We start from the raw sequence: 14166 nt of genomic DNA, 5'->3' as shown, positions 1-14166 counted from the left end.
CCTGGCAAGGCGCCGCCAGCCAATGCGGCACATCAACCGGGGGTCTCGCGATCAGTTCCGGCTGGGTGCGGCAAAACCGCGCGAGCCGCGATGCGGCGCCGAAGCAGGGTTCGCTCAGATCGGCTCGATGATCACCTGCCCGTACAGCCGCTCGACCTCGGCAGGGCCGCACAATTGCGTGCCGTGCACCGTCAGGGTCGCGGCCCCCGCCGCAAGACCGAGCCTAAACGCATCAGCGACTGAACCGCCCTGCGCCAAGCGATGCGCGATGGCGCCGAGGAAGCTGTCGCCGGCGCCGATGGTCGACACCGCGGTCACCGGCAGCGCGGGCGACCGCAGCGCCTCGTCCTTGGTGACCAGCAGCGCGCCGAGATGACCGAGCGACAACGCCACGATCTCGACCTGACCGGCCGTGATATGCGCGCGCGCGGCGTCGACCCATTCCTTCTCGCAGCCGAGCGGCCGGCCGGCGAGCTCCTGCATCTCGCGCAGGTTCGGCTTGATCAGGGTGACGCCCTGCGCCAGCGCTGCCACCAGCGGCTTGCCGGAGGTATCGAGAAAGAACTTGGCGCCGAGCTGCTTGGCCACCGCGGCAGCCTGCGCGTAGAAATCGACCGGCACACCCGGCGGCAGGCTGCCGCTGCCAATCACGATCTTCGGTCCCGGCGAGGTTGCCGCCAAGGCATCGAGCATGCCGCGCCATTCGTGCTCGGCGAGCGGCAGGCCGGGCAGCACGAAGCGGTATTGTTCGCCGGTGGCGTTCTCGCTGACCGAGAAATCCTCCCGCGTCTCGGCCACCGCTTCGACGATCCGGCTCGGCACGTTTTCTTCGTCGAGCAGCAGCTTGAGCAGCTTGCCGGTGAAGCCGCCGGCCGGGAAGATCGCCTCGACGTCACCACCGAACCGCTTCACCACCCGCGCCACGTTGATACCACCACCGCCGGGATCGCGCTTCTGCGCCGCGCAGCGCAGCTTGCGGCTCGGCACCAGACGCTCGACCGATGTCGACAGGTCGATCGCAGGATTGGGCGTAAGGGTGACGATGTCGACCATCGCGGGGCGCACTCCGGTTTGATGCTGCTGATGAAATTCCGACAGGCGGGGGCGGGGAAGCAGTGTGGCGTGGCGGTGTGCCGACGCCGTTGATCGGCGTCAAGACCGCAGCCGCAAGGTTGCGGTTCACTCGAGGTCCGTTCGCAACAGATAGCAGGCGAAGGCCCGCGCGCGGATCTGCCCGCTTCACGCGGCTAACTGGCCTGCTGGCGGAGTCGATCTGAGATGCCCAACACCACCAAGATCGTGTTCCTCGGCGCCTCCAGTGCGTCGTTCGGTCTCAGCATGTTTCGCGACCTGTTCGCGTCGCCGGTGCTGGCCGGTTCGACGCTGACGCTGGTCGGACGCAATCCGGAAACGCTCGGCCGAATGACCGAGCTGGCGAAGCTGATGAATGCACGGTCCGGCGCCGGACTGATCATCGAGCAGACCACCGACCGCCGCGCCGCACTCGACGGCGCCGGGTTCGTCATCAACGCCACCGCGATCGATCGCAACCGGCTGTGGAAGCAGGACTTCGAGGTGCCGAAGAAGCACGGCATCCGTCACACGCTCGGCGAGAACGGCGGTCCGGGCGGATTGTTCTTCACGCTGCGCACGCTGCCCTTGGTGTTCGACTTCATCCGCGACATCGAGGAATTGTGCCCGAACGCGTTGTTCCTCAACTACTCCAATCCGGAGAGCCGGATCATTCTGGCGCTCGGCCGCTACACCAAGGTGCGCCATATCGGACTGTGTCACGGCATCTTCATGGGCCGCGACGCGATCGCCTACATCATGCAGATGCCGCGCGACGAGATCGAGGTGTGGGGCGCCGGGCTCAATCACTTCCAGTGCTTGACCGAGATCCGCCACCGCGACACCGGCGAGGATCTGTATCCGCGGTTTCGCGCCGCCGAGCAGAGCTTCGATCCGGATGCCTGGCGGTTCACGCGGCGGCTGTATCGCGCATTCGGCTACTGGCTGACCTGCAGCGACGATCATCTCGGCGAGTATCTGCCTTACGGCTGGGAAGCCGGCGAGAAGGGCTACGATTTCGACCAGGACGAACGCTGGCGTGGCGAATTCCTCACCCAGCTCAACGGCGTGCTCGGCGGCACGATGCCGATTCCGCAATGGTGGACCGAGCCGTCCGGCGAGCGCGGCGCGGCGGCGATCGCCGCGATGCTGCACAACCAGAAGCGCTTCATCGAATCCGGCATCGTGCTCAATCGCGGCGTGATCCCCAACCTGCCGGCCGAGCTCGCGGTCGAAGTGCCGGTGACGGTGGACGCCGCCGGCGTGCATCCGGTGTCACTCGGCCCGCTGCCCGACCCGATCGCCAAGCTGATGCTGATGCAGGCCAGCGTGCAGCAGCTCGCCGTCGAAGCCGCCGTCCACGCCTCGAAAGAACTGGCGCTGCAAGCGCTGCTGATCGACCCGGTGGTCAACTCGGCGGTCGCGGCCGAGAAGATCCTCGACGAGCTGTGGGAGATCAACCGGCCGTATATTCGGCAATGTGTGTAGCAGCAATCGCCCGGTCATTCCGGGGCGCTTGCGTAGCAAGCGAACCCGGAATCCCGACCTGATGTAAACGTCCTGATGCGCGACAATCTCGGGATTCCGGGTTCGCGCTGCGCGCGCCCCGGAATGACGATGAGGAGTCCGGAGTGAGTGCCGAACGACCGCCTCAATGCGACATCAGCACCGGGACGGTCATCGACGTCAGCATCTCGCGGGTGACGCCGCCGAGCACGAATTCGCGCAGACGGGAGTGGCCGTAGCCGCCCATCACCAGGAGGTCGGCGGAAGTATCAGCGACATGCGACAGGATGGTGCCGGCGACGCCGATGTCGGGGGCGGTGATGGTCTTGATGTCGACCTTGACGTCGTAGCGCGCCAGATGATTGGCCATCTCGATGCCGCGCAGCTCGTTCGGATCGCGCACCTTATGGTCCCGCACGATCAGCAGCTCGACCTGGCCGGCCCGGCGCAGGAACGGTTTGGAATCGTTGATGGCGCGGGTCGCGGCGCGGCTGCCGTCCCAGCAGCAGATCACCCGATCGAGCTTGACCGGAGTCTTCTGAATGTAGGGCAGGATCAGCAGCGGCCTGCCTGAGTCGAACAACACCTGCTCGATCAGAATGTCGTTGTCGCCGTTCTCGTCGTCGGACTGCATGATCACCGACAGATCGAACCGGCGCGCCATCTTGGGGAAACGTCCCGAGGTGCCGTAGGCGGTCTCCAGCAGATGATGCTCGGCGGAGACACCTTCGCGCTTGCAGGCCGCTTCGAACTGCGTGATCGCGGCGCGCGCCGCTTCCTCGCTCGCCGCCAGCATCTTGGTCAGCACGTCGGACGGGAAGTCCGGCATCGTGAAGCTCGGCAGCGAATCATAGGCGAAGCAGCAGCCGGCCACATGGGCGCCGAACATTTCGGCGACGCCGATTGCAAGGTCGGTGACCTGCTGGCGATCCTTGCTCCGTTCAAGATTGACGATGAGATCCTTGATCATGTCGCGCTCCCCGGCGGCGTCTTGTTGGGATTTGATTCGAAATGACTCGTGAGGGGGCCGTGACGAGCGCCGGCGGCCGCCCCTCGATGGTTTAGCACCACCTTTGTCTTAGACCGATGAAGATCGGGCAATGCTGATCTTCCGCAAGGTCGATCATCGCCCGTCGCGCGCCGATCTGCCGGCCGGCTCCGGCGACGGCCAGCCTTCGGCACCGAGCAGCGGCACGAAGCGGACGTCGTCGAGGTGCTCGCGCGTGAAATCGGCTGGGCCGAGCCGCGTCAGCCGCACCAGCTCCTGGGCGTGCTGATCGGCGCCGACCGGCATCACCAGCCGTCCACCGATCTTGAGCTGCGCCTTCAACGACTCCGGCACCTGCGGTCCGGCCGCGGCGACCACGATCGCATCATAGGGAGCGGCCTGCGGCCAGCCGCGGGTGCCGTCGCCCTGCTGCAGGTCGATGTTGCGGTAGCCGAGCTCGGCGAGCTTCGCCGCGGCGGCGTCCGCCAGGGCGGCGATGCGCTCGACCGTCGTGACATGCCCGGCAATCTCGCCCAGCACCGCGGCGGCGTAGCCGGAGCCGGCGCCGACCTCGAGCACATTGTCGCCGCCCTGCAGCAGCAGCGCCTCGGCCATCAGCGCCACGATGTAGGGCTGCGACATCGTCTGCTCGGCGGCGATCGGCACCGGCGCGTCCTCGTACGCCAGATCACGCTTCGATTCGGGCAGGAAGACTTCGCGCGGCACTTTCCGCATCGCCGCGAGCACCAGAGGATCGCGGATTCCGCGCGCAACGATCTGGCGCTCGACCATCAGCTCGCGCAGCACCGCGAACGAGCGACCGCTCAGAGGCGGCGGATCGGAGGCTGGAGACGTCATCGCCATCTCCTATGCGCGCTATTGGCCAGGCCTGATCGGCGGGGCTGGCCGCAGTCTAGGAGCGGCGGTCGGACCGCTGATTGACCGGCGTCAACCCCAGGGTCGCGACGCGAGCTCGCCGCAATCGGGTGCGAGCGTCACCGAAGGTCGTGCCGCGCCGCGCAGGACTGGCTCAGGAATTCCTGACGGCCGGCCCCTCGGCGAACCAGCGCGACAGGGGAGGGTGCGCGTGCCTTATGCTTCCACCGACGATCTTCCGCCGGGGCTGCAAGTGCGGCTGCCGCTGCACGCGCAGGAGATCTACGTCGCGGCTTTCAACAACGCCTTCGCCGAATACCAGGACCGCGGCCCGGAGGAGCAGGAAGCCACTGCGCATCGCGTCGCCTGGGCGGCGGTGAAGAAGCTGTACCGCAAGCAGGGCGAAAACTGGGTGGCGCGCGAGCGCAGTTGACCGGCTCCGCTTTGATCGATCCGCGCCAGCGCAATATAATTGAACGTATCCGATCTCCGATCCGGGAGGCCCGCGATGGATGCGATGGTGCTGACGGCGCCGGGCACGTCGCTGCAATGGCAGCGGCGCGACACCCCGCACCCGGGCGACGGCGAAGTGCTGGTGACGGTGAGCGCCTGCGGCGTCTGCCGCACCGATCTGCATGTCGTCGACGGCGAGCTGCCCAACATCCGCTATCCGATCATCCCCGGCCACGAGATCGTCGGCCGGGTCGCGGCGGTCGGCGCCGGCGTCGTCACCCACCGCATCGGCGACCGGGTCGGCATTCCGTGGCTCGGCTACACCTGCGGCGTCTGCCGCTACTGCCGCAGCGGCATGGAAAACCTGTGCGATTCGCCGCTGTTCACCGGCTGCACCCGCGACGGCGGCTTCGCGACCCACGCCGTCGCCGACGCACGCTACGCATTTCCGCTCGGCGAGAGCGGTGATGACGTCGCGATCGCGCCGCTGCTGTGCGCCGGATTGATCGGCTGGCGCTCGCTGGTGATCGCCGGCGAGGCGGAGCGGCTCGGCATCTACGGCTTCGGCGCCGCGGGGCACATCGTTGCACAGGTGGCGCGCTGGCAGGGACGAGAGGTGTACGCCTTTACCCGGGGCGGCGATGCTGCCGCGCAGGAGTTCGCCCGCAGCCTCGGGGCGGTATGGGCCGGCGCGTCGGAAGAGCTGCCGCCCGAGCCGCTGGACGCCGCGATCATCTACGCGCCGGTCGGCAGCCTGGTGCCGGCCGCGTTGAAGGCGGTGCGCAAAGGCGGCCGCGTGGTCTGCGCCGGCATTCATATGAGCGACATCCCGAGCTTTCCCTACGATCTGCTGTGGGAGGAACGCCAGCTCGTCTCGGTCGCCAATCTGACCCGGCAGGACGGCGTCGATTTTCTCGCCGTCGCGGCGCGGGCCGGGATCAGGACCGAGACCCACGCGTTTCCGCTGCATGAGGCCAACGCGGTTCTGACCAAGCTCCGCGCCGGCGAACTGCTCGGTGCGGCGGTGCTGGTGCCGTAGCAACGCTTCGCCCCGTCATCGGCTTCGCCTCCTCGCAATGGCGAACCGAACGCCTAGATGACGAATCGAGGAGGCTCCGATCATGTCCGATCATCTGGTGGTGTGCACGCATTGCGGCGGCGTCAACCGGCTGCCGGAGCAGCGCCCGGCGCTGGAGAGCAAATGCGGCAAGTGCGGCGCCAAACTGTTCGAAGGCCATCCGGCCGATGTCGGCGGCGATCTGTTCGACAAACAGGTATCGCGTAGCAGCGTACCTGTGTTGGTCGACGTCTGGGCGCCGTGGTGCGGCCCGTGCCGGGCGATGGTGCCGGCCTATGAGCAGGCCGCGCGCGAGCTGGAGCCGCAAGTTCGGCTGATCAAGCTCAACTCCGACAACGAGCAGCAGATCGCCGCCCGGCTCGGCATCCAAGGTATCCCGACCATGATCCTGTTCGACAACGGCCGCGAGCGCGCCCGCACCTCCGGGGCGATGCCGGCGCAAGCGATCGTGCGCTGGGTCCGACAGCAGCTGCCGGGCTGAGCCGCGGGGCTGCCCCTTACAAATCGTCCCCTTCCGCACATAGGAACGATGGCGTGTTGGCGTCGTTGTCGCCGGACCAAGCTCAAAGCTGGGGGGAGACATTGACGGATTCAGCGCTGCGTGGCCCCGCCACGACCGACAGATACTCGCTGCCTCGCACACTGTTCCGCAAATTCGTCCATTGGGCGTCACACACCTTCATCCTGTCCAGCAAGCGGACCCGGCGGACCCGTGTCGGCGACGTGGTGCTCGATGTGCCACCCTCGGTGTTTCATCCCGGCGTATTCGTCACCAGCGGGATGTTTGCCGCGCATCTGCGGCGGCTCGACCTGCGCGGCAAATGCGCCGTCGAGGTCGGCACCGGCTCGGGCATCCTGGCGCTCTCCGCCGCATTGGCCGGCGCCGAGCGGGTGGTGGCGCTCGACATCAATCCCAACGCGGTGCACGCGGCCCGGATCAACGCCGCCACCAACGGCGTCGCTGATCGGATCGATGCACGGCTGTCCAACCTGTTCTCGGCCGTAGCTGCGGAGGAAAGATTCGATCTGATTATCTCGAGCCCGCCGTCATTCGCCGGTGAGCCGGTGGACATTGCCGACCACGCCTGGGTCGCCGGCCCCGGCTACTGCCATCTTCGCAACCTGTTCGGCTCGGCGCGCCGGCACCTGGCGACTGGCGGCGAGATGCTGTTGCTGCTGTCCTCCGACACCAACATTGCGCTGCTCAAAGCCTGGGCGCAGGAGGCCGGATTCTCGTGGCAGCAGGTCGCGGAGAAATCGATCCTGATCGAGAGTTTCGTGATCTTTCGTCTGCAGGCAAATGTATCGGAGCGCGGCGGTGCTGATCGTCAGCCGTTGGAAACCGCCGGCAGCGGCAGCGGGCCACTCAGCTTGTAGCTCCGCATCGCGAACGAGGTGCGGATATCCCGCACCGTCGGCAGGGCCAACAGGCCGCGCAGCACGCTGGCCTCGTAGCTGGCGATATCAGGCACCACCACTTCGAGCAGGAAATCACTGTCGCCGGACACCAGATGGCAGGCGACCACCTCCGGCATGGTCTGCACCGCGGCGATGAAGCTCTCGGCATTGTCGCGGGAATGCCGCTCGACCCGGATGAACGCGAACGCCGTCACCGCCAGCCCGACCGCGGCGCGGTCGACCAGCGCCCGGTAGCTCGCCAGCACGCCGGCCTGCTCCAACAGCTTGACCCGCCGCGAGCACGGCGACGGCGACAGCCCGACCTTTTCGGCCAGCACGATATTGGGGATCCGGGCGTCGGCCTGCAGCTCGGCGAGGATCTTGAGGTCGATCGCGTCCAAGGCGATCTTGGCAGAATTCTGCATATGCTGCGCGGCAAAGTGACGAAGATTGCCATTTGCTACGCCTAGAGTGGCATGATTGGCAAGTTCGGCGGCGGGTTTCGGAGCATACTGAGCGCGAAGGAGCCCGCTCATGACAGAATCCGCCCGCTCGCCCGGCTTTGCCACCACCGCGATCCACCACGGCTACGACCCGCTGGCGCATCACGGTGCCCTGAACCCGCCGCTGTTCCTGACCTCGACCTACGCCTTCGCCAGCACCGCTGAGGGTGCGGCGCGGTTTGCCGGCGAGGCCGAAGGCTTCATCTACAGCCGCGTCGGCAACCCGACCGTCGCGGTGCTGGAGAGCCGGCTCGCGGCGCTGGAGGGCGGCGAAGCGGCGCTCGCGACCTCGTCCGGCGTCGGCGCGCTCACCGCGCTGATCTGGACGCTGCTGCAGGCCGGCGACCACATCGTCGCCGACCAGATGCTGTACGGCTGCACCTTCGGGCTGTTCGAACATCACTTGCCGCGGTTCGGCATCCAGGTGACCTTCGCCGACCTCACCGACCCGGCCAATCTGCAGGCGGCGCTCGCGGCCAATACCAGGCTGGTGTTCACCGAGACCCCGACCAATCCGAACATGCGGCTGGTCGACATCGCAGCCTGCGCGGAGGTGTGCCGGCGCGCCGGCATCCGCCTGGTCGTCGACAACACCTATTGCACGCCGTATCTGCAGCGCCCGCTCGATCTCGGCGCCGATCTCGTCACCCATTCGGCCACCAAATATCTCGGCGGCCACGGCGACCTGCTCGCCGGCGCGGTCGTGGGATCCAAAGAAATCATCGACCAGCTCCGCTTCGTCGGCGTCAAGGAGCTGAACGGCGCCTGCATCTCCGCGTTCGACGCCTTCCTGATCCTGCGTGGCCTGAAGACGCTGAATTTGCGGATGGACCGCCACAGCGCCACGGCCGCAAAGCTCGCGCACGACCTCGAAGCGCATCCCGCGGTCGCCGCGGTGTACTATCCGGGCCTCGGCAGCCATCCGCAGCGCAAGCTCGCACAGCAGCAGATGCGCGCAATGGGCGGCATGATCGCGCTCGAACTGAAAGGCGGACTGGACGCCGGCCGCGGCTTCATGGACCGGGTGAAGCTAGCCACCCGCGCCGTCAGCCTCGGCGACGCCGAGACACTGATCCAACATCCTGCCAGCATGACCCATGCGACCTACGATCCGGCCGAACGCGCCCGACACGGATTTACCGACGGACTGATCCGGATCTCGGTGGGGCTGGAGGATTATGAGGATTTGCGGGACGATCTGCTGGGGGCACTGTGAAGTACGCGACTGCCGACGTGATCGACAGAAGCGGGGCTCAATCAAACCCAGCCTGAATGTGCAATTTTGATCTGCACGGCGAGGCTTCAAACGGTTCCCGCCCAGGTTCACGCAATTTATACCACGATGGTGAGCGCTCTCCTCGTATTGACACTTGCCGCTCTGCTACCCAGCCGCGTCATGTTACGACTGTATCATAGTGCGCGTTGGTCTTCGGTGGGGAAAGATGGCTCTTCGGGGAGCGTCACTGCGGCAGCGCTACCCACGAGAACCGCGGGGGTGGCATCAGGAGTGGTCGCTGCGTCGCGCGATGAAGATGGCGCGCATCGCATATTGGGAGTCTTACGACTCCGCCGCGACCGACTTCTGGATGTCGCCCGAGTTCGCTGCGCTCTACGACTTCCAGACGGTCACTGAGTCCATTCCGATCGCCCCGTTGCGCGAACGCGACCTCGCCGAAAGCCGCGACGTCTTGCAGGTGCATTATGTGGCGTGCTGGACGGAAGGCCGCCCATTTGCGGTCGAGACGAAGCTCCTCAAGCCCGACGGCAGTCAGTTTGATTGCGTCGTGCATGGCGAGCCGGAGTTCGACTCCAGCGGCCAGGTCCAGCGCGTCTTCGGCATTGTCCGGGATGCGACTCCGGAGACGTCTGCCCTCCGGCAACTCGCCGAGAGCGAACAGCGGCTCGCGGATTTCGTCAGCACCGCGTCGGACTGGTGCTGGGAAAGCGACCCCGACCATCGGCTGCTTCCCCATCCGAAATCAGTCGAAGGCAATGTGGCCCTGCAGACCGTCGCGTCCGGAGGGAAGCCCCGGTGGGAGTTGGCTTGCGCGCCCGGCGATGAAGGCTCCATGGCGCTGCACAGGGCCGACATGGAAGCCCATCGCCCTTTCCGCGAGTTCGTCTACACCTCGATCGGGCATGACGGCTCGCGGGTCAGCATCTCCACAAGCGGCAAGCCGATCTTTGCCGATGACGGGACATTCCTGGGTTATCGCGGCACGGCGCGGGACATCACCCAACTCGAAGTCGCGCGCGCCTTGCTCGATCAGCGCACCGGAGCGCTGGAAGAGGCGCATCGGCTCGGCAAGATCGGAACCTGGCATCACCGGCTGGACGTCGGCCGAACCATATGGTCTCCCGAACTCTATCACCTGCTGGGACTAGAGGCCGACGCGTTCCCGCCGACCTATGAAAACACGACGTCCTATTTTCTGGACGATGATGCTCGGCGTCTTCTGAAACTTCAGGCCCGTGTCCTTCGCAGCGGCAACACCGAAGCCACCGACATCCGAGTGGCGCACGCCGACGGCGCGCCGCGCGATCTGGCCATCATCTGCAAGGCCGAGATCGCGAACGGGCAGATCATCGGCCTGATCGGCACCGCCCAGGACGTGACCGAGCGCAAAGAGGCCGAGCGCCGGCTCGAGCAGCTCGCCTATACCGATCCTTTGACCGGGCTCGCCAATCGCGCGCTGTTCAAGCGCAGACTCGCCGATCTCTTCGAGGCCCCCATCCCGGAAGACGGACACAGCGCGCTGTATCTGATCGACCTTGATCGCTTCAAGGAGGTCAACGATTCGCTCGGCCATTCCACCGGCGACAGTCTGCTGATCCATGTTGCTGGCGTGCTGAGACGGGAGCTGGATCCTCAGGCTTTCATCGCCCGGATCGGCGGCGACGAATTCGCGGTGCTGATGAGCGGCTCCGGCACGACTGCCGAAGCGCCGATCGCTCTTGCTGATCGATTGATCGCGAAACTGTCGGTCCCGGTCGAGCTTGCCGAAGGCGAGGCCTGCATCGGCGCCACCATCGGCATCGCGCTCCTGCCGCAGCATGGCGCAACCGCCGAGAAGGCCTCGCGCAATGCCGACCTTGCGCTCTATATGGCCAAAGAGGCCGGACGCGGCCGCGCGCAGCTGTTCGAACCGGCCTACGCCGAGGCGGTCGATCAGAAGCTCGACCTCGGCCGGCGTCTGCGCCACGCCGTCGAGAGCGGCGGCCTTACCACGCACTATCAGCCGCAGATCGATCTCAAGACCGGCCGAGTCGTTGGTTTCGAGGCGCTGCTACGGTGGAGCCATCCCGAGCGCGGACCGATCTCGCCGGCGGAGTTCATTCCGATCGCGGAAAGCACCGGCCTGATCGTCGATCTCGGCCATTGGGTGCTACGCGACGCCTGCAAGCAGATGCGCGCCTGGCTCGACGCCGGATTGCCCGCCCGATCGATTTCGGTGAACGTCTCTCCGGCGCAAATTTGGACCGGCGATTTCGAGAAGGTCGTCGCCGCGGTGCTCGCCGAGACCGGCCTGCCTGCGGAACTGCTGTGGCTGGAGCTGACCGAAAGTCTGTTCGTCGATCATACCAAACAGAGGGTCAGCACGACGCTCGCGGCGCTGTCGAAGCTGGGCATTGGGCTGGCGCTCGACGATTTCGGCTCCGGCTATTCGTCGCTCGGCTATCTGACGCGCCTGCCGTTCAACTGCCTGAAGATCGACCGGTCATTCGTGAGCGGCATCGCCACCGTGCCGGAGAAACGCAAACTGCTCGGCGGCATCATCGCGCTGTCGCACGGCCTCGGCATGAGCGTCGTCGCCGAAGGCGCCGAACTGGCCGAAGAGGTGGATCTGCTCACCGCGTTCGACTGCGATTTCGTGCAGGGCTTCGCGTTCTCACGGCCGGTCGGGGCGGATCAGGCGGTGGAGGTGGCGGCTGAGATCGAACAGGAAGCCGCGCTCATCCGATCGACGAACCGTGCTGAGTTCGCGGATCTTTCGACGGACTAATCCGGCTCTTGGTAATCCGGAGGGCGATGACGATCTGAAGGGGGGCTTGCTCGGCGCCCGTGGGTGAACGTAAGGACCAAACTACAGGGATCGAACGTGAGCCCGCAGGACGTCAACGGTTTCCGTTAATCCTTCGGCCTCCATGTCGAGCAGAAGAATTTGGGGCGTCTTTTCCGGCCTTTTCAACCTGAGACGCATATTACGAATGACGGCGACTGCCCTCCCTAAATCCAGGGAGATGGTATCTGCGATAAATGCGTCAGTCGACCGAGCTTCGATATTGAGCGGAGTGAGAATTGTCTCGGGGAAATCCTTGAGATTGTCAGTAACGATCGTTGCGGCTTGTGTCTTCAGAGCTGCCGCCAACACATGGGCATCGTTGGCATCGGGCAAACTTTTGCACGCGTAAAGGAAGTCGTCGTAGTCATGGACGCAGGCCTCTTCGAACGCCTCCTCCATAAATCCCCGGGCCCGTGCAGCGCGATCCGCAGCATCAGTAACGCCTTTGTTTAGGAGGATTTTCGAGATGGCCTTTTCGGTCTCGTTGAGGACCCGGGACGACCAGCGGAGGCGAAAGAATTCGCCCTCCGCCAATGTCAGTAAGAGATTACGCTTAAGCGCTCCAGCGAGCGAGCATGCGTCGATAAACGCGGTGTAGCGGTTGGCGAACAAGGCTACAGGTTCTCGCCGTCGAGCTCGGCTAGACCGCTGAGGGCATTCCCGCGCTTTTTATCGCGCTGTTCTTTGTACGCAAAAAGGCGGTCGGCCTTAATGCGTCGATGCCGTCCAACCAGCGAATGCTCGATCTCTCCCTTTTCGAGAAGTGAAATGAGGAAAGGACGCGAGACATTTAGGATGTCGGCGGCCTGCTGCGTTGTCAGCATCTGGCTGACGGGGACTAACGTCACTGCATCGCCACGCCCGACATGGCGCAGCAGCTCCATCAGCAGGTTCGATAGCGCAGGGCTCAGTGTGATCTCTGTTGGTAGCTTTGTCTCTTCGTCGAGGACGCTCAGCTTCGTATCCCCAGCCGCGTGCATCGCCAAGATTCGGCGCAAGTGGTTCGCGGCCGCCTTTTCGCTCGCGGATGGCAAACGCCCGCCAAGTCCCTCCGAAAATGCCGGTAACGTCATCGCGAGTTCTCCCTTCTACAAGCTCCCCCTACGAAATATTCGCAATATTCGCAATAATCAAAACAGCCGAAACAGGGCCCGGTTCCAAATCGAGCGTGTGGTCGATAGCCCTCGGCCGAAGGAGCAGATCTTGCACCGCTCACCCACCACTAGCGGCGGCAGGGCGGGCCGTGCAGAAGATCTATTAACGATGATGAGACCTGCCGGAGCCTACGCAGCAGCACCACGTCGCGCTGCTGCAAAAAGCGTCTTAGCTGAGCCTGTTGGAGCTTCGGACGCCATCGAGAAGACGTCGGGACGACGACGGTCTGCAAATCGTGAAATCGGTACCACGACCCCCCGAAAACCCCTCCAAATCAAGGTCTTCGGAAATGGCGCTCCCTAGGGGAGGCGTTGGCTCAGTTACGTTCGCAGATGCAAAAACGCTAGGATTTGCGGTGCGAGCCATCTAGGTAATGACGGGCCCTCCGCTCAATCTCGTTCCGGAGTTCTCCCCGTATCATGTGACCCCCACGCGTCGTTAGGGGAGCATAGAGGGCCTTGCCGTATCGCTGACCCGGCTCAAGGCCCCAGAAGTTGGCCGCCCTCATGCAAACGACCATACGGTCACCGCGCTCGGCTTGTGGGAACAGAGTTCCTTGAGCCCAGTCCAGCATTGCGCGGCTGGACGGAAGCGCAGCCAAAACGTGATGATCAACAAAGGTCCGAGAATGATAGGCACCGATGTTGGCAATGGCGACCTTCTTCTGCAGTTGCTCGGGATCGCCTAGCCAGCCAAGGCGCTCAGCCCGCCATCTAGCAGCAGCCGGGTTGATGTCGACGAGACCAGCGCGGCCGGTCCGCTGACAAGCAAGGTGCTCCTGGCCTTCCTTGCTTCTGGCAATCTTGAGGTCGAACTGCGCGAAGCCGGGCGACAGGTAAAGGAGCACGACCGGCGCATCGCGGAGCCTGCCTGCAAAATTAAGGGGCAGACAACGAAGGTCAAACCCGTGAGCATTCTTCAAACGGTCGAAGATTGGTTTATCAGCAGGGTGGATGGTCGCTGATCTGTCGATGTTCTTCCAGAATCCAAAAATATCGACCATACGGGCCTCTGGGAATGCAGTGTCGCTTCCTAGGGAGGTGCGGGCCGCAGGTAACCACCTTCGAGTGACGC

The 14166-nt window shown here is 64.9% G+C and carries 14 protein-coding genes; 7 read left to right on the top strand and 7 right to left on the bottom strand.

From position 1 onward, the window contains the following. Positions 1–114 precede the first annotated feature (114 nt). Positions 115–1053: a 1-phosphofructokinase gene (locus DNX69_RS16850; RefSeq protein ID WP_110787090.1), complete on the bottom strand. Its 939-nt coding sequence runs from the start codon at positions 1051–1053 to the stop codon at positions 115–117. A gap of 225 nt (positions 1054–1278) precedes the next feature. Between DNX69_RS16850 and DNX69_RS16845 the strand changes: the two genes are divergently transcribed. Further along, entirely contained in the window at positions 1279–2559 is a 1281-nt protein-coding gene (locus tag DNX69_RS16845) for an alpha-glucosidase/alpha-galactosidase (protein ID WP_110787089.1), read from the top strand. Between the two features lie 163 nt (positions 2560–2722). On the opposite strand, the gene DNX69_RS16840 is transcribed toward DNX69_RS16845, so the two are convergent. Together DNX69_RS16840 and DNX69_RS16835 are read right to left on the bottom strand one after the other, a co-directional pair. Beyond that, positions 2723–3547 carry a universal stress protein gene (locus DNX69_RS16840; RefSeq protein WP_110787088.1) on the bottom strand — a complete coding sequence of 275 codons (825 nt, stop codon included), beginning with the start codon at positions 3545–3547 and terminating at the stop codon, positions 2723–2725. A gap of 153 nt (positions 3548–3700) precedes the next feature. Beyond that, entirely contained in the window at positions 3701–4423 is a 723-nt protein-coding gene (locus DNX69_RS16835) for a protein-L-isoaspartate(D-aspartate) O-methyltransferase (protein WP_110787668.1), read from the bottom strand. A 229-nt stretch (positions 4424–4652) separates the two neighbouring features. Between DNX69_RS16835 and DNX69_RS16830 the strand changes: the two genes are divergently transcribed. From DNX69_RS16830 to DNX69_RS16815, 4 genes are all read left to right on the top strand, one after another. Beyond that, positions 4653–4874 carry a ChaB family protein gene (locus tag DNX69_RS16830; RefSeq protein WP_110787667.1) on the top strand — a complete coding sequence of 74 codons (222 nt, stop codon included), beginning with the start codon at positions 4653–4655 and terminating at the stop codon, positions 4872–4874. Positions 4875–4949: 75 nt separating this feature from the next. Then, positions 4950–5933, top strand: a complete 984-nt coding sequence (locus DNX69_RS16825) for a zinc-dependent alcohol dehydrogenase family protein (protein WP_110787087.1) — start codon at positions 4950–4952, stop codon at positions 5931–5933. 82 nt (positions 5934–6015) lie between these two features. Beyond that, a complete protein-coding gene (trxC, locus tag DNX69_RS16820; RefSeq protein WP_110787086.1) occupies positions 6016–6453 on the top strand; it encodes a thioredoxin TrxC in 438 nt (145 codons plus the stop codon). A gap of 101 nt (positions 6454–6554) precedes the next feature. After that, entirely contained in the window at positions 6555–7349 is a 795-nt protein-coding gene (locus DNX69_RS16815) for a 50S ribosomal protein L11 methyltransferase (protein WP_207803156.1), read from the top strand. Here DNX69_RS16815 and DNX69_RS16810 read toward each other — a convergent pair. Continuing rightward, positions 7301–7795 (bottom strand): Lrp/AsnC family transcriptional regulator, encoded by a 495-nt coding sequence (locus DNX69_RS16810; RefSeq protein WP_110787085.1) that lies wholly within the window; start codon positions 7793–7795, stop codon positions 7301–7303. The two genes, DNX69_RS16815 and DNX69_RS16810, sit on opposite strands and share 49 nt — an antisense overlap. 109 nt (positions 7796–7904) lie before the next feature. Here DNX69_RS16810 and megL point away from each other — a divergent pair, with 109 nt between their 5' ends. Together megL and DNX69_RS16800 are read left to right on the top strand one after the other, a co-directional pair. Next, entirely contained in the window at positions 7905–9089 is a 1185-nt protein-coding gene (gene megL, locus DNX69_RS16805) for a methionine gamma-lyase (RefSeq protein ID WP_110787084.1), read from the top strand. 154 nt (positions 9090–9243) lie between these two features. Beyond that, a complete protein-coding gene (locus tag DNX69_RS16800) occupies positions 9244–11877 on the top strand; it encodes a sensor domain-containing protein (protein ID WP_234826992.1) in 2634 nt (877 codons plus the stop codon). An 81-nt stretch (positions 11878–11958) separates the two neighbouring features. Here the strand turns inward: DNX69_RS16800 and DNX69_RS16795 are convergent, their stop codons facing one another. From DNX69_RS16795 to DNX69_RS16785, 3 genes are all read right to left on the bottom strand, one after another. Beyond that, the gene (locus DNX69_RS16795) at positions 11959–12549 is read right to left on the bottom strand and encodes a PIN domain-containing protein (protein ID WP_110787082.1); all 591 of its coding nucleotides are present in this window, start codon (positions 12547–12549) and stop codon (positions 11959–11961) included. 2 nt (positions 12550–12551) lie between these two features. Next, positions 12552–13010 carry a helix-turn-helix domain-containing protein gene (locus tag DNX69_RS16790; RefSeq protein ID WP_110787081.1) on the bottom strand — a complete coding sequence of 153 codons (459 nt, stop codon included), beginning with the start codon at positions 13008–13010 and terminating at the stop codon, positions 12552–12554. Positions 13011–13435: 425 nt separating this feature from the next. Continuing rightward, positions 13436–14095, bottom strand: coding sequence for a hypothetical protein (locus tag DNX69_RS16785; RefSeq protein ID WP_110787080.1), 660 nt, complete (start codon positions 14093–14095; stop codon positions 13436–13438). Between the last annotated feature and the right edge of the window lie 71 nt (positions 14096–14166).

Origin of the sequence: Rhodopseudomonas palustris, assembly GCF_003226555.1 — a bacterium.
Lineage (GTDB): Bacteria > Pseudomonadota > Alphaproteobacteria > Rhizobiales > Xanthobacteraceae > Rhodopseudomonas > Rhodopseudomonas palustris_I.
The sequence above is the reverse complement of the archived record's forward strand: the minus strand, read 5'-3'. Positions and strand labels throughout refer to the sequence as shown.

What these genes read in the sequence shown, in the direction of transcription:
- DNX69_RS16850 (WP_110787090.1), bottom strand. Translation starts at nt 1,053, where the DNA reads ATGGTCGACATCGTCACCCTTACGCCCAATCCTGCGATCGACCTGTCG.
- DNX69_RS16845 (WP_110787089.1), top strand. Translation starts at nt 1,279, where the DNA reads ATGCCCAACACCACCAAGATCGTGTTCCTCGGCGCCTCCAGTGCGTCG.
- DNX69_RS16840 (WP_110787088.1), bottom strand. Translation starts at nt 3,547, where the DNA reads ATGATCAAGGATCTCATCGTCAATCTTGAACGGAGCAAGGATCGCCAG.
- DNX69_RS16835 (WP_110787668.1), bottom strand. Translation starts at nt 4,423, where the DNA reads ATGACGTCTCCAGCCTCCGATCCGCCGCCTCTGAGCGGTCGCTCGTTC.
- DNX69_RS16825 (WP_110787087.1), top strand. Translation starts at nt 4,950, where the DNA reads ATGGATGCGATGGTGCTGACGGCGCCGGGCACGTCGCTGCAATGGCAG.
- trxC (WP_110787086.1), top strand. Translation starts at nt 6,016, where the DNA reads ATGTCCGATCATCTGGTGGTGTGCACGCATTGCGGCGGCGTCAACCGG.
- DNX69_RS16810 (WP_110787085.1), bottom strand. Translation starts at nt 7,795, where the DNA reads ATGCAGAATTCTGCCAAGATCGCCTTGGACGCGATCGACCTCAAGATC.
- megL (WP_110787084.1), top strand. Translation starts at nt 7,905, where the DNA reads ATGACAGAATCCGCCCGCTCGCCCGGCTTTGCCACCACCGCGATCCAC.
- DNX69_RS16790 (WP_110787081.1), bottom strand. Translation starts at nt 13,010, where the DNA reads ATGACGTTACCGGCATTTTCGGAGGGACTTGGCGGGCGTTTGCCATCC.
- DNX69_RS16785 (WP_110787080.1), bottom strand. Translation starts at nt 14,095, where the DNA reads ATGGTCGATATTTTTGGATTCTGGAAGAACATCGACAGATCAGCGACC.